This window comes from Laceyella sacchari (genome assembly GCF_024927925.1).
Classification (GTDB): domain Bacteria; phylum Bacillota; class Bacilli; order Thermoactinomycetales; family Thermoactinomycetaceae; genus Laceyella; species Laceyella sacchari.
Genome location: NZ_CP103866.1, coordinates 2,284,560 through 2,307,146 on the forward strand (window position 1 = coordinate 2,284,560; position 22,587 = coordinate 2,307,146).

At 51.9% G+C, this 22,587-nt stretch carries 18 protein-coding genes; 5 read left to right on the forward strand and 13 right to left on the reverse strand.

The window, feature by feature from the left end; translation table 11 throughout:
• Positions 1-88: 88 nt before the first annotated feature.
• The 4 genes from NYR52_RS11045 to NYR52_RS11060 form a co-directional block, all read right to left on the reverse strand.
• Positions 89-1,162: a M42 family metallopeptidase gene (locus tag NYR52_RS11045; protein ID WP_259435649.1), complete on the reverse strand. Its 1,074-nt coding sequence runs from the start codon at positions 1,160-1,162 to the stop codon at positions 89-91.
• A gap of 399 nt (positions 1,163-1,561) precedes the next feature.
• Positions 1,562-2,767 (reverse strand): ROK family transcriptional regulator, encoded by a 1,206-nt coding sequence (locus tag NYR52_RS11050; RefSeq protein WP_259435650.1) that lies wholly within the window; start codon positions 2,765-2,767, stop codon positions 1,562-1,564.
• A 233-nt stretch (positions 2,768-3,000) separates the two neighbouring features.
• A complete protein-coding gene (locus tag NYR52_RS11055) occupies positions 3,001-4,353 on the reverse strand; it encodes a glucose-6-phosphate isomerase (RefSeq protein WP_259435651.1) in 1,353 nt (450 codons plus the stop codon).
• A 182-nt stretch (positions 4,354-4,535) separates the two neighbouring features.
• Positions 4,536-5,048 (reverse strand): GNAT family N-acetyltransferase, encoded by a 513-nt coding sequence (locus tag NYR52_RS11060; protein ID WP_259435652.1) that lies wholly within the window; start codon positions 5,046-5,048, stop codon positions 4,536-4,538.
• Between the two features lie 431 nt (positions 5,049-5,479).
• Between NYR52_RS11060 and NYR52_RS11065 the strand changes: the two genes are divergently transcribed.
• Entirely contained in the window at positions 5,480-6,163 is a 684-nt protein-coding gene (locus NYR52_RS11065; protein ID WP_132222293.1) for a DUF3153 domain-containing protein, read from the forward strand.
• A 55-nt stretch (positions 6,164-6,218) separates the two neighbouring features.
• On the opposite strand, the gene dapF is transcribed toward NYR52_RS11065, so the two are convergent.
• Together dapF and NYR52_RS11075 are read right to left on the reverse strand one after the other, a co-directional pair.
• Positions 6,219-7,055: a diaminopimelate epimerase gene (dapF, locus tag NYR52_RS11070; RefSeq protein WP_132222295.1), complete on the reverse strand. Its 837-nt coding sequence runs from the start codon at positions 7,053-7,055 to the stop codon at positions 6,219-6,221.
• An 18-nt stretch (positions 7,056-7,073) separates the two neighbouring features.
• A complete protein-coding gene (locus NYR52_RS11075; protein ID WP_259436761.1) occupies positions 7,074-9,881 on the reverse strand; it encodes a calcium-translocating P-type ATPase, SERCA-type in 2,808 nt (935 codons plus the stop codon).
• A 97-nt stretch (positions 9,882-9,978) separates the two neighbouring features.
• Here NYR52_RS11075 and NYR52_RS11080 point away from each other — a divergent pair, with 97 nt between their 5' ends.
• From NYR52_RS11080 to NYR52_RS11095, 4 genes are all read left to right on the forward strand, one after another.
• Positions 9,979-11,715: an Rqc2 family fibronectin-binding protein gene (locus tag NYR52_RS11080; protein WP_259435653.1), complete on the forward strand. Its 1,737-nt coding sequence runs from the start codon at positions 9,979-9,981 to the stop codon at positions 11,713-11,715.
• A 139-nt stretch (positions 11,716-11,854) separates the two neighbouring features.
• The gene (locus NYR52_RS11085; RefSeq protein WP_022736425.1) at positions 11,855-12,127 is read left to right on the forward strand and encodes an autorepressor SdpR family transcription factor; all 273 of its coding nucleotides are present in this window, start codon (positions 11,855-11,857) and stop codon (positions 12,125-12,127) included.
• Complete coding sequence (locus tag NYR52_RS11090; RefSeq protein WP_259435654.1) at positions 12,124-12,771, forward strand: SdpI family protein; 648 nt, start codon at positions 12,124-12,126, stop codon at positions 12,769-12,771. The genes NYR52_RS11085 and NYR52_RS11090 overlap by 4 nt, the downstream gene beginning before the upstream one ends.
• A 54-nt stretch (positions 12,772-12,825) precedes the next feature.
• Positions 12,826-13,245, forward strand: a complete 420-nt coding sequence (locus NYR52_RS11095) for a GNAT family N-acetyltransferase (RefSeq protein WP_022736427.1) — start codon at positions 12,826-12,828, stop codon at positions 13,243-13,245.
• Positions 13,246-13,277: 32 nt separating this feature from the next.
• Here NYR52_RS11095 and pyrE read toward each other — a convergent pair whose 3' ends face one another.
• The 7 genes from pyrE to uraA all read right to left on the reverse strand — a co-directional run bounded on the left by pyrE (position 13,278) and on the right by uraA (position 22,581).
• Positions 13,278-13,856, reverse strand: a complete 579-nt coding sequence (pyrE, locus tag NYR52_RS11100; RefSeq protein ID WP_022736428.1) for an orotate phosphoribosyltransferase — start codon at positions 13,854-13,856, stop codon at positions 13,278-13,280.
• Positions 13,857-13,868: 12 nt separating this feature from the next.
• Positions 13,869-14,585 (reverse strand): orotidine-5'-phosphate decarboxylase, encoded by a 717-nt coding sequence (gene pyrF / locus NYR52_RS11105; protein WP_259435655.1) that lies wholly within the window; start codon positions 14,583-14,585, stop codon positions 13,869-13,871.
• Between the two features lie 22 nt (positions 14,586-14,607).
• Entirely contained in the window at positions 14,608-17,826 is a 3,219-nt protein-coding gene (gene carB, locus NYR52_RS11110; RefSeq protein WP_259435656.1) for a carbamoyl-phosphate synthase large subunit, read from the reverse strand.
• Positions 17,819-18,913: a glutamine-hydrolyzing carbamoyl-phosphate synthase small subunit gene (gene carA / locus NYR52_RS11115; protein ID WP_259436762.1), complete on the reverse strand. Its 1,095-nt coding sequence runs from the start codon at positions 18,911-18,913 to the stop codon at positions 17,819-17,821. Before carA ends, carB begins: the two co-directional genes overlap by 8 nt.
• 34 nt (positions 18,914-18,947) lie before the next feature.
• Complete coding sequence (pyrC, locus tag NYR52_RS11120; RefSeq protein ID WP_259435657.1) at positions 18,948-20,225, reverse strand: dihydroorotase; 1,278 nt, start codon at positions 20,223-20,225, stop codon at positions 18,948-18,950.
• Positions 20,222-21,151 (reverse strand): aspartate carbamoyltransferase catalytic subunit, encoded by a 930-nt coding sequence (locus NYR52_RS11125; protein WP_259435658.1) that lies wholly within the window; start codon positions 21,149-21,151, stop codon positions 20,222-20,224. Before NYR52_RS11125 ends, pyrC begins: the two co-directional genes overlap by 4 nt.
• A gap of 62 nt (positions 21,152-21,213) precedes the next feature.
• Complete coding sequence (gene uraA / locus NYR52_RS11130; protein WP_259435659.1) at positions 21,214-22,581, reverse strand: uracil permease; 1,368 nt, start codon at positions 22,579-22,581, stop codon at positions 21,214-21,216.
• Positions 22,582-22,587: the final 6 nt, after the last annotated feature.

A 22,587-nucleotide genomic window follows, 5' to 3' on the forward strand; every position in this document is an offset into this window, starting at 1 on the left:
TAATGTGATTACTATCATAAAAAAATTAAAGGGGTTTTTCAACCCCTTTCAGTAAAAAAAGCCGCTTTATATTTTTTTAAATTTTGGTTTAATAACAAATATCTTCCAATCGTTTGTTATCCAACTTTTTCACCACAGCCGTGACTAATTGCAACGCTTGTTCAAAATCTCTCCGGGCCATCACGGAGTTGTGGCTGTGTACATAACGGGTTGGGAAGCCGATGGCCACCGTGGGGCAACCGATGCCGTGCAGATGAAACTTGCCGCCGTCGGTTCCGCCACCCATTAGCGCGTCCAATTGTACATGAATCCCCAGTTCTTCGGCAGTATCTAGCACCAAGTCCCGCAACTTGCCATGACCGATCATAAAATGATCCAACAAAAACATCGTCGGTCCTTCCCCCAAATCGGCTTTGGCCGGATAGCTCTCAAACCCTGGTGTATCATAAGCCAGGCCAACATCCAGCGCAAACGCCACATCTGGGCGCACCAACTGAGCCAAGGCAGAGGCTCCCCGCATACCTACTTCTTCTTGTACGGTCGCGCCGGCATAAACCGTGTTGGGATGATCTTGCCCTTGCAGTTCCCGCAACACTTCGATCGCCAAAGCGCAACCAGCACGGTTGTCCAAGGCCTTGCCGCACCACCATTGTCCGCCACGCATCATAAAAAAGTCAGACATCGGCACCACGGGATCACCTAAGCGGATTCCCATCTCTTCCACTTCTTCCTTGCTCGTCGCGCCCACGTCGATAAACATCTCTTTAAGTTCAACCAAGCGGTTTTTCTCCTCCGCACCCAGCACATGTGGCGCTTTGGAACCGATGATGCCGACATAATCCCCTTTGCGAGACTGAACAGTCACGCGATGCCCTAACACATTGTGCGACCACCATCCGCCCAATTGTTGAAACCGCAAGAAACCTTTGTCTGTGATTTGCGTCACCATAAAACCGATCTCATCCAGATGGCCAGCCAGCAAAATGCGGGGGCCATTGGCATCACCCGTTTTTTTGGCTACAATCCCACCCATCCGGTCACGCAAAATCTCTTCAGACAAAGGAGCCAGATGGTGTTCCATCTTGATGCGCACATCTCGTTCAAACCCTGGCACACCATTCGCTTCACTCAGCTCTTTCATCAATTGCTCCAACCGGTCCATATTGATTCCTCCTTATCGTGCGCAAGTGACAGATGGCCAAATATCAAGACGTCCAGCCATTGCCCCATCTAACTTGCCCCACCGGGCCGAAGTATGTTTTTGAAAAAAGATTAGATTCACCTATGTAATGTACCTCAGAAGCACTCTCTTTCGACATACGAAACAGTATGCCTTTTTATTATTTCATAATTTTTACTTATGATTCAATCTATTTTTTCTTTTATCTCTTGATTATCTTTTGTTTCTAATTACTTTTTTAATTCATTACCCATGTTCGTTCGCGATCGGATTCCCAAACATACAGGTCCCACTGATGATAAGAATATTCATAACCTTCCGCGCTTATTTGAACCTGCTTGAGAGCAACCATCGCAAGCCTTTGGGCCTACTTATCACATTTTACGCACTCGGTGCGAAAATCTTGCGCAACACCTGTGTGTATGCGCCGATTAATGCCGCCCGGTTCCCCAAATCGGATACCGTGATCGACAAATTGTTCGCCGATGAGGACAATGCGTGTTTTTTTACGGTGTGCGCGAGCGGTTCCATCAAGCATGCGCCTGCACGGGTCAGGCTCCCATTGACAATGATACGTAAAGGATTAAAGATGTTAATCAAGTTCGCCAAGCCAATTCCCAAACATTCCCCAGCATAAACAAATATCTCTCTAGCCAACTCATCTCCCTGCTTGAGTGCCACAAAAAGGTGCTCTTCAGTCAATTGGGACAACTTTCCCTGCACCATTTCGTGCAAAACGCTCTTTCTGCCGCCTTCCATCATGTTTCGAGCCCGCTTGACGAGAGCCGGGGTAGATGCATGCGCCTCAAGGCACCCTTTGTTGCCGCACCGGCATAACGGGCCGGCTATGTCAATCGTGGTGTGACCAATCTCTCCTGCCCCATATGAGACGCCTTGGTACAATTCATTTTTCAAGATGATGCCCGAGCCAATCCCAGCTCCGGCATAGACAGTGACAAAATTGTCCAGTTCTTTCCCTTGACCGAACCAGCTTTCCGCCAAAGCCATCGCCCGTACATCATTCTCCACTTCCACCGGCAACTGGCAAGTCTCTTCCAACATCGTTTTGATCGGTACGTGTTTCAGATTAAAATGGGGTGCGAACACTAACTCTCCCAAGCGAGGATTGACAAGCCCGCGCACTCCTACTCCAATGCCGAGGACAGGTTGCCCATCTGCGCCAGCCATGGCCAATGCCTCTTTCACAATCGCTTTCAACGCTTCCATGAAGGCTGATTGATCCATTTGTAAGGGCAATTCCTGGGCACATTGGTGAACCATCCTGCCATCAAGGTGAGCAACTGCGGCATCCAGCCTTCCCAAACGGGCGTACACGCCGATCACATAAAATCGAGACGCATTGATGCGGAGCATGATCGGCTTACGTCCACCAGTCGACTCCCCCAAATTGCTTTCCACAATCAAGCCATCTTGCAACAGTTCATTGACAATATTGGTCACGGTTGGTGGCGTCAACTTGGTCAACTTCGCGATTTCCGCCCGCGAGATAGGGCCATGCACACGGACCATGTTCAAAATTGTTGACTTATTCAATGATTTCATCCACTGGAAACTTCCCGTCTGCATTCGCTTCCCCCTTTCAGTCTGGATCAACAGAGTGACTTCCACGCGATGTGGGGTGGTCAACGTTCATACTAGGCGCAAAATGACCACTTGTCTATATTTTTATTCAAGTGAAACATATATTTTATTTGACGCAAAAATAAAAAATCCCTTTCCAATCCATCTTGCCAATTAGACCCAGCACGCATACTACAAAAGTAAAACATGGCAGCAGGATAGCCGCCATGTTTCACAAGTCACTTCTCCAATCGGCGCAACAACGCTTCGCGCTCCGCTTCAAAACCAGGTTTGCCGAGCAAAGCAAACATATTTTTCTTGTACGCTTCCACTCCTGGTTGGTCAAACGGATTCACACCGAGCAAATAACCGCTCACGCCACAAGCCTTTTCAAAGAAGTAAACCAACTGTCCAAACGCGAAGGGGGAAAGTTCTTTCACTTTCACTACCAAATTGGGCACCCCGCCGTCGGTGTGGGCCAACATGGTTCCCTCAAACGCTTTGGTATTAACGAAATCAAGATCTTTACCTGCCAAGTAGTTCAGGCCGTCAAGATTCTCTGCATCCTCCTTGATCACCATCGTTTTGGCCGATTTTTCCACAAAAACAACCGTTTCAAAGATGTTGCGCAGGCCTTCTTGGATGTACTGACCCATGGAATGCAAGTCCGTGGTGAAGTTGACCGAAGCCGGAAAGATGCCTTTGTAATCTTTACCCTCGCTCTCACCGTACAACTGTTTCCACCACTCGCTGAAATACTGCAGGGAAGGCTCGTAATTGACCAACAACTCCGTGGTTTTGCCCTTGCGATACAACGCATTCCGCACGGCTGCATACTGATAAGCCTCATTCTGCTCCAAATCTGCGTTTCCATACAGTTGCATACCGGCTTGTGCCCCGGCCATCATGGCATCAATGTCAATGCCCGCCACTGCGATCGGCAACAGACCCACCGCAGTCAGGACGGAATAACGCCCGCCTACATCGTCGGGAATAACGAAGCTCTCATACCCTTCTTCCTCAGCCAATTTCTTTAATGCCCCTTTGGCGCGGTCCGTTGTAGCGTAAATGCGACGGCGCGCTTCTTCCTTGCCGTAGCGGGATTCCAAGTACTCGCGGAAGATGCGGAAAGCGATGGCGGGTTCCGTCGTGGTGCCTGATTTGGAAATGACGTTGACACTCACCTCTTTGCCCTCCAACAATTCCAGCAATTCAGCCACATAGACCGAACTGATGTGATGGCCGACAAAATAAATTTCTGGCGTATTCCGTTTGCCCTTCGGCAACTGGTTGTAGAATGTATGGGTCAGCATCTCGATCGCTGCCCGCGCTCCCAGATAAGAACCGCCGATACCGATAACGACGAGGGCATCAGAGTCGGACTGGATTTTGGCGGCGGCCCGTTTGATGCGGGCGAACTCTTCTTGGTCATAATCGCGTGGCAAATCAACCCATCCTAAGAAATCCGCACCCGCACCCGTTTTGTTATGTAACATGTCATGCGCCAAGTGAATCGCTGGACCCAATTGGCTAACTTCATGTTCTTGTATAAAAGAACGTGCTTTGGAATAGTCGAAAGATAAAAGATTCATTTTTTCACCATCCATTTTTCATTTACTGAAGCAACAGTTGCCAAATCATCACACATTTTACCCTAATCATCTTCCAATTTCAAAAGCGAAAACCGGCGCGAAGCTTGGTGAAATCGTTACCATTGAAAGCAGGGAGCCCATCAGCGGTGCACCTTGTCTTAGGATGAACCAAAACGGGGTTCTTACTCGTTCCGTTTCGCCTTTTTCCACATCCATTTCAACCAGATTCCGTCTTGTCCAACGCGGACAAACCCCGATTTCTCCAGCACGCGCACAGACGCTTTGTTCTCCATGTCGCACTTGGCGGTGATCCGTTTGACCCCCGGTTGCCGCTTCACCCAATCTACAGCCGCTAGAGCGATTTCCGTGGCATAGCCCCGTCCTTGATAGGCAGGGACAATACTGTAGCCGATGTCGACCACACCCGAAGCATCCGGTCCACCTTTGAATCCCACATCTCCGATCAAGCTGTTCGCCTCTCTGTCAATCGCCAACGCATTCCAAACCCGTTCGTTTGATTGCAAACGCGTTTGTTCATACACGACGGGCAAGGCCTCCGCCAAATCGGGATGCGGCCAGTCATCTGGAATGTGAATATGAAGGGATTCAGCCAACTTTTCCTTGTTATGGATTGCCTGTTTCATCCGTTCTGCCGTGAACGGGATCACCATGACTCGTTTTGTATCAAATCGCATGATAACTCCTTTCTGTTAACTCCGACGGCTGTTTTGGAACACCACCCACATGCTCCTTAAGCGGTAAACCGTTTGGGCACAGTTGCCCCACAAAACAGCTTGCCTCCTTCTTTTAGGGAGCATGCTGATGTCCCACCCAACGGACAGATAACCGAAAAATAAAAAAAATCTAATAATATATCCGTCTATATCCTACCCCGTTTCTACCTTTTCAGAACCTCGCTCTTCTAAATGTAGCATCATCCCTTGCTATAAACCAATAAAAAATCCACCACACAAACATATGATTTCTTTTTCTTCTCATCAGGGATGCATCACCCGCTGATTTCTAGTATGATCTAGTGTATGCAGGCAAACTGACAGGCAAAGAGATGTCTGGTAAATAGATATAGTAAGGCTACTTAATAGATTGCTTGAAAGAAGGTGGATTCATGCCTCGAAAACTACTTACTCTCAGTTGCCTGTGCATACTTTTGTTAACGCTGAGCGGTTGCGTTAATGGGCATTTTCATCTAACGGTTCACTCCGACGGTTCGGGAATTTATGAACTGAAAGTGGAAACAAACCCCTTGTTGCTCTCTCAATTCGCCCAATTGCGCGAACGCTTGGAACAATACGGCTACCATCTGACAGAGATCAAACAGGGCGACAAGGTGGGGTGGATCGCTCGCAAGGAAGTGGATAACTTAAAAGCCCATCCACCCGGCCCCGAGTTTAAAACAATTTCACCTATTGCCCTCCTGAAAGTAGACGCACCTCAATTCACGCAACAGCAAGGTTTGTGGTTTCATCAGATGCAACTGCACACCAAGGTGGACATGAACGGCATGAACCTCCCCTTGCTGAATGATAGTGCTAATCTGCGTTTCATCCTGACGTTGCCGATTGAGCCTCAAACGCATAATGCAACAACTGTCAGCGAAGATGGCAAAACACTTACTTGGCAAATCGCACCCGGTGAAGTAACACCGATCGATTTGAACGTCAAATACCCAAACTTCATCGGCTGGGGTGTCACCCTTCTGATTTTGATCCTTGCTGGCGCGGCGTGGTGGGTCGTCAAAAAGAAAAGCAGGCGGCAAGGCACACCGTCCGATTCGTTCCAACAAAGTTAAACATAAAACGAAAGGCACCCTCTTCACCAGAAAAGGGTGCCTACACGTATTGACATCAGCCCAGCCAAACCCCGTCATATACAAATGACGCTGGCCCGGTCATGTATACGCGATCATCTTCCTCACACCATTCAATAAACAAGTCCCCCGCAGGCAAGTGCACCAATACCTTTCGCCCGCATTTCCCTGCCAACGCACCAGCCACAACGGTAGCGCATGCACCGGAACCGCAGGCCAGGGTGATTCCTACCCCCCGTTCCCATACCCGCATGGTCGCTTCATCCGAAGAATGGTAAGTCACAAATTCAACATTTGTTTTGTTGGGAAAAAGTGGATGCTTCTCCAGCAACGGTCCCCACTTTGCCACTGGAAATGCGGTTGCATCCTCCACAGCAATCACCATATGGGGATTGCCCATGCTGACCGCTGTATAAACAAACGACCGCCCTTCAACCGAAAGCGTTTGTTCAATCGCAGATTCCCCTGGAAGCTCAAGTGGAATCTCCCGAGGCGTCAACACCGGTTGTCCCATGTCGATGCGCACCCGGCTAACTACGCCTGCTTCGGCTTCGATCCAAACCGGTTGCACACCGATCTTACTCTCAATCGTAAACTGCTTCCGCAAACCATTCATCCGCTCATAAACATATCTGGCCACACATCGCATCGCATTTCCGCATTGTTCGGCGATGCTACCGTCACTGTTAATAATCCTCATGGCGATATCGGCAGCCGTGGATGGGTACAACACGGCGATTCCATCCGCCCCCACCCCGGTGTGGCGGTCACAAATACGCGGCGCCAACGCGGCAAGCTCAGTGAAGTCGGGGGCGAAGGGCATATGAATCACCACAAAATCATTGCCCAAGCCATGCATCTTGGTGAACTTCATTCTGTCTCTCCTCTCAGGTCATGAGCTGTGCATCATTCTTTGGGTACGTCTGGCCATGGGGCGGAGCAAGTCAAGGATGCCCGCCAATATGACAGGAAGCGTCGATGTAACTATAACCAAAATCCACTCGCGCACGCCGAGCGAAACCGTATGGAATACGGGCTGTAACGGCGGATAATAAATCACTGCCAACAACAGGACAGCGGATGACAGCACCGCCAATACCAGCGGCAGATTGTCCAGCGGAGTGCGTTGGAATATCGTCCCTTGGCTACGGCAATCAAATACATAGATCAGCTGGGCGAACACCAATGTAGCGAAGGCAACCGTCTGCGCCCGCACCAAATCGTCCGGCGTCTCTAAGTAAGTAACCCAAAAAGCCATCAACGAACTCGCTCCGATCAAGAGCCCTCGCGTCACGATCTTCCAGCCCACACCGCGCGCAAACACACTTTCACGGCTGTTGCGCGGCGAACGCACCATGGTGTCTTCCTCGGCCGGGTCAATACCGAGCGCCATTGCAGGCAAGCCATCGGTCACCAAGTTAACCCACAAGATCTGAATGGGCACCAGCGGCAAAGGTAAACCGGCCAACATAGCCAAAAACATAATCAAAATCTCGCCGACGTTGCTCGCCAGCAAATAACTGATGAATTTGCGGATGTTTTCATAGATGTTCCTTCCTTCCTCCACCGCTGCCACGATCGTTGAAAAGTTGTCATCTGCCAGGATTAGGGAGGAAGCTTCTTTGGAGACATCCGTTCCGGTAATACCCATGGCGATACCGATATCAGCCGATTTGATGGCCGGAGCGTCATTCACCCCATCCCCTGTCATCGCCACTACTTGGCCCGCCTGTTGCAATGCTTTCACAATCCGCAATTTGTGTTCCGGCGAAACACGAGCATATACATCGACGTCATTTACTTTCTTTTGAAATTCATCATCACTCATATTGTAGAGATCTTGTCCGGTGAGTGTCAAACCCTGTGGGCGCTTGATTCCCAGTTCCCGCGCAATGGCTACTGCCGTAGTCTGGTGGTCGCCTGTGATCATCACCGTTTTGATTCCCGCTTTCCGGCAAACGTTGATCGCTTCTTTCACTTCCGCTCGTGGAGGGTCGATCATCCCCGCCAAGCCGACAAAAACCAATTGCTGCTCGTACTGCCCTTCCTTCAGGGTTGTGTGCCGACTATCCAATTCCCGGTAAGCGAAGCCCAAGTTGCGCAAAGCCATGCTTGCCAACTCCTCATTGTGGCGCAGAATCTGTTCCCGCTTGGCGTCGGTCAACGGCACTTTGCGCCCCTGCTCCAACAGATGGGTACATTTTGTCAGCAACACATCGGGAGCACCTTTGCTAAACACCACGCGCCCTTTGCTTTTGTTCTCCAGAATGACTGACATCATCTTCCGTTCTGAATCAAAGGGAAGCTCTTTGATCCTTTCCCATTCCCCAGCCAGGTGCTCTTTGTCGAGTCCCGCCTTGGCCGCCGCAACCAACAGCGCCCCTTCGGTCGGATCGCCGTTAACCACCCACGCTTCCGACTTCTTGAGCAAGCCGTTTTTCTCTGTTTTTTGTATCAGCTGGGCGTTATTACATAAAGCTGCTACTTCCAGCAACCGCCGCAAAGCGGGCTCCTTCTCCACTTTCACAGTGGCGCCATCGGCTTGAAATTCCCCTTCTGGTACATACCCGCTCCCACTTACCTGTATCCGTTTGCCATCCGCCCATAGATGGGTCACGCTCATCTTGTTTTGCGTCAGCGTCCCCGTCTTGTCCGAACAAATCACCGTGGCGCAACCAAGAGTTTCGACAGAAGGCAGCTTCCTGACAATCGCTCGCCGCTTAATCATCCGTTGCACGCCAAGTGCGAGCGCAATGGTGACAATCGCAGGCAATCCTTCAGGGATAGCGGCCACTGCCAGAGACACCCCAGCCAAAAACATCTTGTACGCATCATGGCCGTGCAAAATGCCCGTGAACACAACTAAAGCCGTCAACAGCAAAGCAACCACGATCAGCACTTTGCCCAACTGCTCCAACCGTCGTTTCAGCGGCGTGTCCATCGTCTCGGTGTTTTCCAAAAGGTGCGCGATCCGTCCCATTTCTGTCGCCATGCCGGTGTGAACAACAATCCCCAAGCCGTTCCCGCGCACTACCATGGTACCCATATACCCCATGTTCTTGCGGTCACCCAATGCCACTTCGGCGCGAGGCAAGCTGGAAGACTGCTTGGTCACCGGCACCGATTCACCGGTCAACGCTGATTCTTCCACATACAATCCTTCTGTTTGTGCGAACCGGACATCCGCTGGGATACGATCCCCGCTTTCTAACATGATCACATCTCCGGGCACCAGTTGAGAAGCATCCACCCGCTTCCATTCGCCCTCACGCAACACTTTTGCTGTCGGTGCGGATAACTTTTTCAGCGCGCTGAGCGACTTTTCCGCACGCATCTCCTGAATAAAACCCAATACGGCATTCAAGAGCACAATGGCGATAATAGCTATCGCATCCGTATATTCCCCCAGCAATCCCGAGATCAGCGTGGCGATCAACAGCACCAACACCATGAAATCTTTAAATTGCTCGATAAACAACGACAACCAGGAGGCTTTTTCCCCTTCAGCCAGCTGGTTGGGACCGACTTGCTTCAACCGCTCTTTGGCCTCTTTGTCGCTGAGTCCGCTTGCAAGATCCACTTTGAAATGAGCAGCCACTCGCTCGACTTCCCAATCCACCCAACGAGCTCGTTCTGACAACGTTCTTCCCCCTTTGTCCACTCTTCTTTGAACAATGTATTCAGACAAGCACGCAAACATGAAACAAAAAAGCGGCATCCCGTTGTTATACCCTGGCAAGCTCTCCCGCAATTTGTGATACAATGGATGGTATGAAAAAGAAAAGGATGAACGAATCATGTCATTTGATGGATTGGTTACGCATGCAATTACGCACGAATTACAGGGATTGATTGGTGGACGGATCACAAAAGTTTATCAACCGGGCGAGGCGGAATTGGTACTGCACATCCGCTCGCAAGGAAAAAACCATAAATTGCTCTTATCTGCACATCCCGCATACGCACGGGTGCAGTTGACGGACATTCCACAGGAGAATCCCCCGGAGCCGCCAATGTTCTGCATGCTTCTGCGCAAGCACAGTGAAGGTGGGATTGTCGAAGCGATTAAACAAGTGGGCATGGAACGGATTATCCATTTCGATTTCCGTTCCCGCGACGAATTGGGGGATGAAGTGACACGGCGTCTCATCATCGAGATCATGGGGAGACACAGCAACATCATCCTAATCGACCCCGCCACCCATACGATTATCGACGGAATCAAACGGGTTGGCCACGCCGTCAGCCAGCATCGCCAAATCTACCCTGGCGCGGCTTATGTAGCTCCACCAGCCCAAGACAAGGTCGATCCGTTATCCATCGGCCATGAAGCATTTATTGCCGGTTTCGATTACAATAGCGGCCGCCTGGACAAACAGATGGTAGCGCGATTCACCGGCTTAGGTCCTTTGATCGCCAAAGAAATCATCCACATGGCTGGGATGGCCACCCGTGACCAGTTATGGCGCGCATTTGACGAAGTGATGGCCAAAGCCAGGAGACACCAGTATGCACCCACCATCACGAAAACAGCCGACAAGAGCTTCTTCTCTTTGTGGCCGTTGACCCATGTGACAGGGGAGGCCAAAAGCTACCCGACGATGAGCGCATGTTTGGAACACTTTTTTTTCGGCAAAGCGGAGCGAGACCGAGTGCGGCAACAAACCGTCGACTTGATCCGCAAATTGAAAAACGAAATTGACAAACACGAAAAGAAAATCACTATTTTAACAGACGAACTAGCCTCAGCCGACCAAGCGGATATTTGGCGCATCCGCGGGGAACTGATCACTTCTTACATGCATCAAATCAAGCGGGGCGACACGGAAGTCCGCGTAGTTAACTATTATGAAGAAGGAGCGCCGGAAACAACCATTGCGTTAGACCCGTTGTTAACCCCTGCCGAAAACGCGCAACGCTATTTCAAAAAGTACAACAAGCTGAAAGCGGCTAAAAAATGGAACGCAGAGCAAATCGAAAAAGCCAAACAGGATAAAGCTTACTTGGAGTCAGTATTGGTACAGTTAGAAAACTCAACCCTGCGGGAAGTAGAACAAATTCGTGAGGAGTTGGTGGAAGAAGGCTGGCTCAGAGCTCAACCGAAAAAAAATCAGAGGAAGAAAAAAGAGGTTCCGGCTCCGCTTGCCGTTCAAGCTTCAGACGGCACCACCATTCTGATTGGAAAAAACAACAAGCAAAATGATTATCTGACGCACCAGTTGGCTCGCGCGACCGACACTTGGTTGCATACGAAAGACATTCCCGGCTCCCATGTGGTGATTCGTGCCAAAACAGTCAGCGAAGAAACCCTGATGGAAGCAGCGATGTTGGCTGCCTACTTCAGCAAAGCGCGAGAATCCAGCCAAGTACCAGTGGACTTCACACTGATCAAGCATGTAAAAAAACCTTCAGGCGCCCGACCCGGCTTCGTGATCTATGAACAACAGCAGACCATTTACGTCACACCAGACGAAGATACGATCAAGCAGTTGTTGCAAACGAAAAAAAACAAGATGAAGCAAGCCAAGCCCTAACCAACGCAAATGTTGGCTGGGGCTTTATTTATGCGCAAAAACTGGGTACCTTCCTCTCTTGTTTTATTTTTCCACTCATGATATAGTTAGATCATAAGTTATTTAGTTAATTATCTAATTATCTAACGGAGTGTGAAAAGTGAACACCGTCTTTAAAGCATTGGCAGATCCCACCCGCCGTCAAATCTTGGATTTGCTGAAAAAAGGGGATCTGACAGCAGGAGAAATCGCAGATCACTTCGATATCTCTAAACCATCAATCAGCAACCACCTGAACATCCTGAAAAGCGCTGACTTGGTCATGTCCGAAAAAAAAGGCCAATACATCGTGTATTCCCTCAACACCACCGTGTTTCAGGATGTGATCACATGGCTCATCAATGTGAGCGGAAAGGGGAATGAAACACCATGAAACATTTGCACAAACCATATCTTATCTTATCCTGGGTCATCGCCCTTGTAACGTTTGGAGTCTTCCTGTACTGCCATGACCTGTTGCCAGACCGGGTGCCCTTGCACTGGAATATCAAAGGGCAAATCGACAGATACGGGTCAAAAAACATGCTGCTACTATTCGGACTCATACCCTTAGGCATAAATTTGTTACTCACCTTCCTGCCCAACTGGGACCCACGCCGCGACCGTTATGTCATGCATAGCAAAGCATATTCCATCTTGCTCTTGTATTCCACCGTTGTCTTGTGCGCCGTGTTCTTATCCATCTTAGCGATCACCTTGGGTTATCCGATAAATATCCCTCTCCTCATCCAATTGCTGATCGGCATTCTGTTAATGGCGATAGGCAATTACCTGCCGCAAGTGCGACAAACGTTTTTTTTCGGTATCCGCACACCGTGGTCCATCACGTCTGAAGACAATTGGCGACTCACCCACCGGTTTGGCGGCAAGGTGTTATTCTTCATCGGTTTGCTTATGATCATCAGCCTCTTCTTGCCAGTACCGCTTAGATCCATCCTGCCGTTTGCCGCCATCATCATTGGCTTGGCTATCATTTACTGGTACTCCTATCGTTTGTACAAACATAACAGAACTTAACCGGGAAAGAGCTATCTTTCCCCTATTTCATCCATTTATAAGGAGAGGATTTATATGAGTATCCAAATCGCCTTTCATCATGAACGCCCGATCTCCCCTGCCGCTATCTTGTCCCTCTGCAACCAGCAAGCCGCAGCCGATGCCCGTACCATCGCCCAGACCGAACTCATGCTCCAAGAAGGGCTTACAGTCGGAGTCTGGGCAGACCAGCAATTGATTGGCTTCTCCCGGGCGGTAACAGTTGGACGCCTGTGTGCATACATTAAAGAGGTGGTGGTAGACAAGCGCTATCCTCAAACCCGCATCGGCCAGAAGTTAATCAACCATTTGCTAAAGGAATTGAAGCAAGTGGAAATCATCCATCTCCTCTGCGCCCGCGACCTGCTTACCGACCGTGGCACGGATGTGCGCAAAGACACAGGCACCTGGCTGTTTCAACACAAAAAAGCCAGCGATTTGTCATCGCCGGCCTAATAACTGCTGCTCGCCGCTCCTTTGCTACCCTCTCATCCTTTGGCCGGGGTGCGGCTACCCGGTTTAACTACGGGGATGCCCTCCCGGCAAAGCGGACATTCTTCCGGAGTATAGCTCTCAATCTTAATTTCTGTCAGTGCGCGGTACGGACAGGCAAATGGATTATGTCCGCCCGTCCGGTCCACGATGGAGCCAACCGCCACGACCTCCGCCTGCATTTCTTCCAACAGGGCGATCACTTCTTTAACCGACCCACCCGTTGTCACCACATCTTCAATGACCAAAACGCGTTCACCTGGCTTCACCGCAAACCCGCGCCGCATTTCCATGACACCCTCTTTGCGTTCCGTAAACAGGCAGCGTACTCCGAGTGCCCTCGCCACTTCATGGGCGATGATCACCCCGCCCAGAGCCGGACCGACCACCACATCGATGGCTTCGTCGCGGAACAGCTCCGCGATTGCTTCGCCTGCCTTGCCCGCGTCATGAGGGTATTGCAACAGTTGCGCACATTGCATATATTGGGCGCTATGGCGTCCAGAAGAAAGCAAGAAATGCCCCTCTTTCAATACGCTTGTCCGTTCAATCGCTTCTTGCAAAGACCAACTCATCTAAACCTCTCCCTATCCTTGGTTGATTTCTGCCACAATGGCTTCATAAGCCCGCTTCGGATCAGTTGCCGTAGTGATTGCCCGCCCGACCACCAAGTAGTCCGCTCCACGCTGGATGGCCCCGCTTGGCGTCATAATCCGTTTTTGGTCATCTGCGTTCACTCCGGCGGGGCGAATCCCCGGCGTAACCGCCAAGAACTGAGAGCCAGTTACTGCCTTCACATCGCCAGCCTCATGAGCCGAACAAATCACCCCGTCTGCTCCTGCTTCGTAAGCCAACCTCGCATAATGCGTCACAGACTCCTTCACCGTACCGGGAATGCCGATTTCCTGATTCATTATCGCTTGATCCGTGCTAGTTAGTTGCGTCACGCTGAGCAAACGCATGCGTCCGCCCACTCCGCTTTTCTTCTCAGCCATCTCCCGCGCCGCCGCGATCATGGCTCGGCCGCCACTGGCATGGAGCGTGAGAAAATCAACCCCCAAGCTGCTGAGCGATTCCACACCTTTGGCAACCGTGTTGGGGATATCATGCAATTTCAAATCCAAAAAAACGGTGTACCCTTCCTCTTTGCGGGCCGCCACCCACTGGGGGCCAACCGCGTAAAACAGTTGGTACCCCACCTTGATGGCCGGCTTGGCTGTGCCCGCCCAATGCGCCAACAGCCGTTCCGCTTCCTTTGCTCCCGGATAATCCAAGGCAATGAAAATGCGTTCGTCCACTACCATGTCCACTCTCTCCCCTTTCGCCCTAAACCAAGACTGCCGAGCGGGCGCCGACAGCAGGTTGGCCAATCGGGTCTGCGCTCATGTGAATCGACTCCAATGTGATTAACAGCGCTTCGACCGTATCCAGCGAGGTAAGGCAGGCGATGCCGTTCTCTACCGCTTCACGGCGGATCCGGAACCCATCCCGTTCCGGTGTACGCCCACGCGTCCAAGTGTTGACTACCAAGTCCGCTTTGCCTTGGCGAATCAAGTCCAGAATGTGTGGGGAGCCCTCTCGCAATTTGTTCACACGCTCAACCGGCAGGCCCGCCGCTTCCAAGATATCTGCCGTTCCGCTGGTGCAGACGATCTTGTATCCCAACTGATGGAACCGTCTCATGAGCGAAACGGCTTCCTCTTTCTCTTTGTCCCCGATGGTCGCCACCACCGTACCAAAACGGGGCAAGGAGATGCCTGCCGCCAATAGCCCTTTGTACACCGCGCGGGCATAATCGCGATCCCGTCCCATCACTTCGCCGGTGGATTTCATTTCCGGTCCCAGCGTGATATCGACGCGGCGCAACTTCGCGAAGGAGAAGACCGGCACTTTCACCGCCACTTCCTTGCTTTCCGGCCACAAGCCGTTGGCATACCCCTGCTCTTGGAGTGACTCGCCCAACATGATCCGGGTAGCCACTTGCGCCATCGGGATGCCGGTCACTTTGCTCAAGAACGGCACAGTCCGGGAAGCGCGCGGATTCACTTCCAACACATAGATATCGCCTTTGAAGAGAACAAACTGGATATTAATCAATCCTTTGGTATGCAATGACTTGGCGATTTGCATCGTGATCTCGATCACCCGCGCCTTTTGCTCCGGTGTGATGGATTGCGGTGGGTAGACAGCAATCGAGTCGCCAGAGTGTACCCCGGCCCGTTCAATATGTTCCATAATGCCCGGGATCAGCACGTCTTCACCATCGCAGATGGCGTCCACTTCCAACTCTTTACCGAGCAAGTACCGATCGATCAGTACCGGATGTTCCGGATTGACCTGTACCGCCACTTCCATATAAGAGCGCAGTTCGCTTTCGCTGTAGACAATCTCCATCGCACGTCCACCCAAGACATAGGATGGGCGCACGAGCACAGGATAGCCAAGGCGGGCTGCCACTTGGGCCGCTTCTTCGACAGAAGTAACTGCCGCACCCGGCGGTTGAGCGATTTGGGTATCGTTCAGTAGCTTTTCAAATTTCTTGCGGTCTTCGGCCCGGTCGATCTCTTCCAACGAGGTTCCCAAAATCTTAATGCCTTCTTCCCGCAAATCACGCGCCAGATTGAGAGCAGTTTGCCCCCCAAATTGCACGATGACGCCAAGGGGATTTTCTTTTTCGATGATGTTGAGCACATCTTCTTTGTAAAGCGGTTCAAAGTACAGGCGATCCGAAGTGTTGAAGTCAGTCGATACCGTCTCCGGGTTGTTGTTGATAATCACCGCTTCATATCCCGCAGCCCGGATGGCCCAGATCGCATGCACAGTGGCATAATCGAACTCCACTCCTTGCCCGATGCGGATCGGTCCTGAGCCCAGCACGACGATGCTCTTTTTCTCAGATTTACTCACTTCATCCTCTTGTTCATAAGTGGAGTAGTAGTAAGGTGTTTCCGCTTCAAACTCGGCTGCACACGTGTCCACGATTTTGTATACCGGCTGCAGGCCATGTGCCAGGCGCAAGGTACGAATCTCTTTTTCAGATTGGTTGCGCAGGCGACCGATGGTTTTATCGGTGAAGCCCATGCGTTTGGCAGCATGGAGCAGATCCACATCCAAGACCTCTGCTTGAGCCACTTGCTGCTCCAGTTTGACGATCCGTTCCAGTTTGTGCAAGAAGAAGCGGTCGATTTTGCTGAGTTGATGCGCCTCCTCCAATGTATGCCCTCTGCGGAACCATTCTCCCAAGAGGAAAAGGCGTTCATCATCGGCCACGTGTATCCGCTCGCGCAAGGTGGCATCGTCAAGTTGCTCTGCATCTGGCAACGCGATGTGATCCAAACCGATTTCCAGCGACCGAACCGCTTTTAACAACGATTCCTCCAAGGTTCGCCCAATCGCCATCACTTCGCCTGTCGCCTTCATCTGCGTGCCCAACTTGCGGTTGGCTGATACGAATTTATCGAACGGCCAGCGCGGGATTTTGCTCACCACATAATCCAAGGTTGGCTCAAAGCAAGCGTAGGTCTCGCCGGTCACCGGATTTTTCAGTTCATCCAAGGTGTAACCGATGGCGATTTTGGCTGCAATCCGCGCAATCGGGTAACCCGTCGCTTTCGATGCCAGCGCGGAGGAGCGGCTCACGCGCGGGTTCACTTCGATCACATAGTACTGGAAAGAATGCGGATCGAGTGCAAACTGCACATTGCATCCCCCCTGGATATTCAGGGAGCGGATAATCTTGAGCGCGGACGTGCGCAACATGTGGTATTCACGGTCGGACAAGGTTTGGCTTGGCGCGAACACAATGCTATCTCCCGTATGCACACCGACCGGATCGAAGTTTTCCATGTTACAGACGACGATGCAGTTATCATTGGCATCCCGCATCACTTCATATTCAATCTCTTTATACCCGGCGATGCTCTTCTCGATCAGGCATTGGTTGATTGGGCTGTAGCGCAAGCCGTTATCGACGATATCCCTCAATTCCGCTTCGGTGTGGGCAATCCCGCCACCGGTTCCGCCCAGGGTGTAAGCGGGGCGCACGATCACGGGATATCCCGTTTCCCCGGCGAAGTTCACCGCTTCTTCAACAGATTGGACAATCACACTTTCTGGCACTGGCTCATTTAATTCATTCATCAAGCTGCGGAACAAATCGCGATCTTCAGCATTGGTAATGGCTCGGAGGTCAGTCCCCAACAGGCGTACACCTTCTCGTTCCAGCACCCCTTGCTTCGCCAATTCAACCGCCAGGTTAAGTCCCGTTTGCCCGCCCAACGTCGGCAACAAGCCGTCTGGCCGTTCCTTGCGGATCACTTGCGTAATGAACTCAGCGGTGAGCGGTTCAATATACACCCGATCAGCCATGTTGGTGTCAGTCATGATCGTGGCAGGATTGCTGTTTACCAGAACAACTTCCAGCCCTTCTTCTTTCAACGCTTGGCATGCTTGCGTACCGGCATAGTCAAACTCGGCCGCCTGCCCGATAACAATCGGCCCAGAACCGATGACGAGAATTTTCTTCAGTGTTGGATCTTTAGGCATGGACTCCCTCTCCCTTCCGCACGGCAAACGTATCCATCATTTCGACAAATCGGTCAAACAAGTATCCGGAATCAAGCGGACCTGGCGCCGATTCGGGATGGTACTGCACTGAGAAAGCCGGATGCGACTGATGCACCAACCCTTCCACGGTACCATCGTTCAAGGCGATATGACTGATTTCCAACCCGGTTCCCTTCACTGACTCCGGATTGACGGCATACCCATGGTTTTGCGAGGTGATGACAGTGCGGCCCGTTGCCAATTCTTTGACTGGATGATTGCCGCCGCGATGGCCAAACTTCATTTTTACTGTATCCGCTCCACAGGCCAAGGCGAACAGCTGATGCCCCAAACAGATGCCGAACATTGGCACTTTCCCCAACAGTTTGCCGATCATGGTGATCGCTTCCGGCACATCTTTGGGGTCCCCAGGGCCATTGGAAAGCATAATCCCGTCGGGGCGGAAGCGGAGAATCTCTTCTGCTGGCGTGTTGTACGGCACGGAGATCACTTCACAACCCCGTTCTACCAACTCGCGTTGGATGTTGTGCTTTGCTCCGAAGTCAACCAATACCACGCGTTTGCCATAGCTTGGCGCAATGTGGATGCTCTTGGTGCTCACGCGGGCGACCTGATCGCGCATCAGCGGTGTGCCCATCTGCTCCATCAGTGCTTCAATCGTCTCATCCCCGGTAGTGATAATGCCCTTCATCACTCCGCTCTGGCGCAACTTGCGCGTCAGCATGCGCGTATCAATCCCAGCGATCCCGATGATGCCATATTCCTTTAGAAAGGTGGAAAGTGGCATTTCATTGCGCCAATTGCTGGCGTACTCGGCGATTTCCCGTACCACCAAACCGTGGGCGTACGGGCGGAGCGATTCATTATCATCCCGGGAAATCCCGTAATTGCCAATCAAAGGATAGGTCATCGTGATAATCTGCCCGCAATAAGAGGGGTCGGTCAATATCTCCTGATATCCGGTCATGCTGGTGTTGAAAACAACTTCTCCCAAGGAGTTCCCTTCAGCGCCGAACGAAGTGCCGGTAAATAATGTTCCATCTTCCAAAAGCAATCTTGCTTTCATCATTTCATCTCCTCCTTGTCATGCCAGCGCAAGCTCAGATCTCCCGCCAAGTGATTTCACCTTCGAGCAGGGTCAAAACCGGCCATCCTTTTACCTTCCAGCCGGCGAAGGGCGTGTTTCGACCCAGTGACTTAAATGTGGTTGGGTCGATCTCCCGTTCCGTCTCCAGATCGATCACCGTTACATCCGCCGGTTTGCCAACAGCCAATTCCCCATACGGCAAACCGAAGATCTCAGCCGGTTTCCGCGTCATTTTATCCACCAGCTCCGCCAGGGTTAACACCCCTTTTTGCACCAAGTGGGTGTACAGGAGAGGGAAAGCCGTCTCCAAGCCGACGATACCAAACGGCGCTTTCTCCATGTCCCACGCTTTCTCTTCACTGGTGTGGGGCGCATGGTCGGTGGCAATGATGTCGATCGTGCCATCCTTCAAGCCTTCAATCAGGGCCTGCCGGTCTTGCTTGGATCTGAGCGGCGGATTCATCTTCCACATCGCATTGGGTTCCGGTATATCTTCGTCACACAGCAGCAAGTGATGAGGCGTCACTTCTGCCGTCACTTTTTGCCCACGCTGTTTCGCTTCCCGTACCAAGCGTACGGATTGCTCAGCGCTGATGTGGCACACATGGTAGTGAACTCCGATGTCTTCCGCCAACAAGATGTCACGTCCGACATGGATCGCCTCCGCTTCGGAAGGGATACCTTTCAAACCGTGCTTGGCAGCAAATACCCCCTGATGGACTGAGCCTCCTTTGGCCAACGTGTCGTCTTCGCAATGAGCGACCACCGGCAACCCCAGACTGTGAGCGCGGCGCATCGCTTCTTTCATCATGCGGCTGCTTTGCACCCCAACTCCGTCATCCGTAACCGCAAACACACCAGCTTCTTTCAATCCTTCCATGTCTGTCAACTCTTGGCCCAGTTCTCGCACGGTGATCGCACCGTAGACGAGCACTCGCGCCAATCCAGCCTCTTGGGCACGGCTTAACACTTGCCGCACCGTCTCCGGCGAATCGATCACTGGCCGGGTGTTCGGCATGCAGGCCACCGTGGTGAAACCGCCTTTGGCCGCGGCCGCGCTACCCGTCGCAATCGTTTCCTTCTTCTCAAACCCGGGTTCACGAAAGTGAACGTGCATGTCGATCAATCCCGGAACGACCAATTTGCCGGCAACATCGATCACTTCCGCTTCAGGATCGCTCACATTCTCTGCTATCGTTTGAATCAAGCCGTTGTCAATCAGGATATCGCGTTTATTTATCGTTCCCGTCTGCAGGTCGAGCAAACATCCGTTTTTGATGATCCGTTTCATGCTTTCTCCCCCTCCAGTGCGTGTTCCAGTACCGCCATGCGAATCCACACACCGTTCGATTTCTGTTCAAAAATTTTCGACCGCGGATGTTCAACCACTTCATCGGCCACTTCTACGCCTCGGTTAAACGGGCCCGGATGCATGATGATTGCTTCGGGTTTCATCAAGCGAAGACGCTGAAGTGTCAACCCATATCGTTCATGGTAGTCCTGCTTGGATGTGAACAACTTTTCTTGATGCCGTTCCAGTTGCACCCTTAGCATCATGACCACATCCGCCGTCTGCAACGCATCTTCAAATGGCACATAGGGAGCCTCCTGTTCACAGTCGCGGTCGCGCATCGCTTGCGGACCGCTCAAGATCACATGGGCGCCGAACCGCTTCAAACTCCACATGTTGGAGTGCACCACACGGCTGTGGGCGATATCCCCCACAATCGCCACCGTCTTGCCGGACAAGTCGCCAAAATGTTTGAGCATCGTGTACAAATCCAACAGCGCTTGGGTGGGATGGGCCCAATGACCCGCGCCAGCATTTAGGATTTTGCAACCCACTTCTTGCCTTGCCAAAGCTTTCATTTGCTCCGGATCAGAGTGCCGAATAACGGCCACTTCCACCCCAAGGCTCGCTAAGGTTTTGACGGTGTCATACAGGGATTCTCCCTTGGCGGTGCTAGAAACGTCAGGGGTGAAGTTGACCACTTCCATTCCCAGCTTTTTCTCAGCCACTTCAAAAGAAAACCGTGTGCGGGTGCTGGGCTCAAAGAACAAATTAGCTGCGAACCGGCCGCGGTATGGCCCCATGCCCGGACGCCAATTTTCTTCCCAATACCGGGCGCGAGCCAAAATGGCTTTCAACTCATTCAGGGTGAGCTGGCTTGTATCCAGCAAATGTTCCTGTTTCCACTCCTGCGTCATCAACGCCATCTGATCTCCCTCTTTCTGTCAATGTGGCGGGTAGCAAACGCCCCCAGCTTGTAGTCACGCATTTAAGCTACTTCCGCTTCTTGCGCACCCGCTTGCCTTTGTTGCCGCGGCAAGATTGCGTTGAGCACAATCCCTACCACTGTCGCGAGCGCCATCCCTTCCAACTCCAGATGGATGTCGGCGAAGCGCAGAACCGCACCGCCAATGCCGATCACCAGTACGACTGCTGCGATGACCAGGTTGCGCCGTTCTCCCAGGTCGATCCGATGCTCAATCAGCATGCGCAAGCCCGCTGAGGCGATAATGCCGAACAAGAGGATCGATACACCACCCATAACCGGGGTGGGAATGGTTTGGATAAGCGCAGACAATTTCCCGATGAAGGCAAAGCTCATGGCCAGCAAAGCCGCGCCCCCGATCACCCAGACACTAAACACGCGAGTGATCGCCATGACACCGATATTCTCCCCATAAGTCGTGGAGGGGGGACCACCAATCAAAGCCGCCGCACTCACCGCAATGCCATCGCCCAACAGGGAGCGGTGCAATCCGGGATCGCGAGTCAAGTCCCGATCCATGATGTTCCCTGTTACAATCAGGTGCCCGATATGTTCGGCCAGCACCACGAGCGTAACCGGCAGCATCACCAACACCGCATGCCAGGATACAACCGGCTTGGTGAATGCGGGTACCGCAAACCATGCCGCTTCTTTCACAGGCGTAAAGTCGACCATGCCCGCCGCGATGGCGATCAGGTATCCCCCGACCACCCCGGCCAAGATGGGGATGATATTGAGGAATCCCCTGCCAAACATACTGGTAACAATGGCGATGGCCAAAGTAGCCAAAGCCACCAAAAAGTTCTCCAGCGAGTAGGTGTGAACCGTCACCGTACCCTGCTCCGGGTCGACAGTTTTGATTGTGCCTTGAATGTTCTGCCATTCTTGCGCCGTTTGCGGCATGTTTTGAATCACATCTTTTTGGCTAGCCATATCAACCGCGGTGCCAGCGAGGGCTAGTCCGATCACGATAACCACCGAACCGATCACCACCGGTGGCAACAGGTGGTCAAGCCACTTGATACCAAACTTGTAGACGACCAGCGCGACCACCCCGTACATAATTCCGATCGCAAAACAGCCGAACAACGCTTCCCCCATGTTCTTGCCACCTTGCGAGACCGTCAGGATGGGAACGATGAAAGCAAATGAAGAACCGAGATAAGCCGGTATTTTCCCTCTGGTCACAATCATGTAGGCAAGCGTCCCCACTCCGCTCGTAAAGAGGGCGACTGCCGGGTTCATCCCAGTCAACAGCGGAACCAGCACCGTTGCTCCAAACATGGCAAACAAATGTTGAAAACTGAGCATGATCCATTCATACCATGCGGGACGTTCATGCACATCCATTCGTATTGTCTTGTCTTTCATCTCACT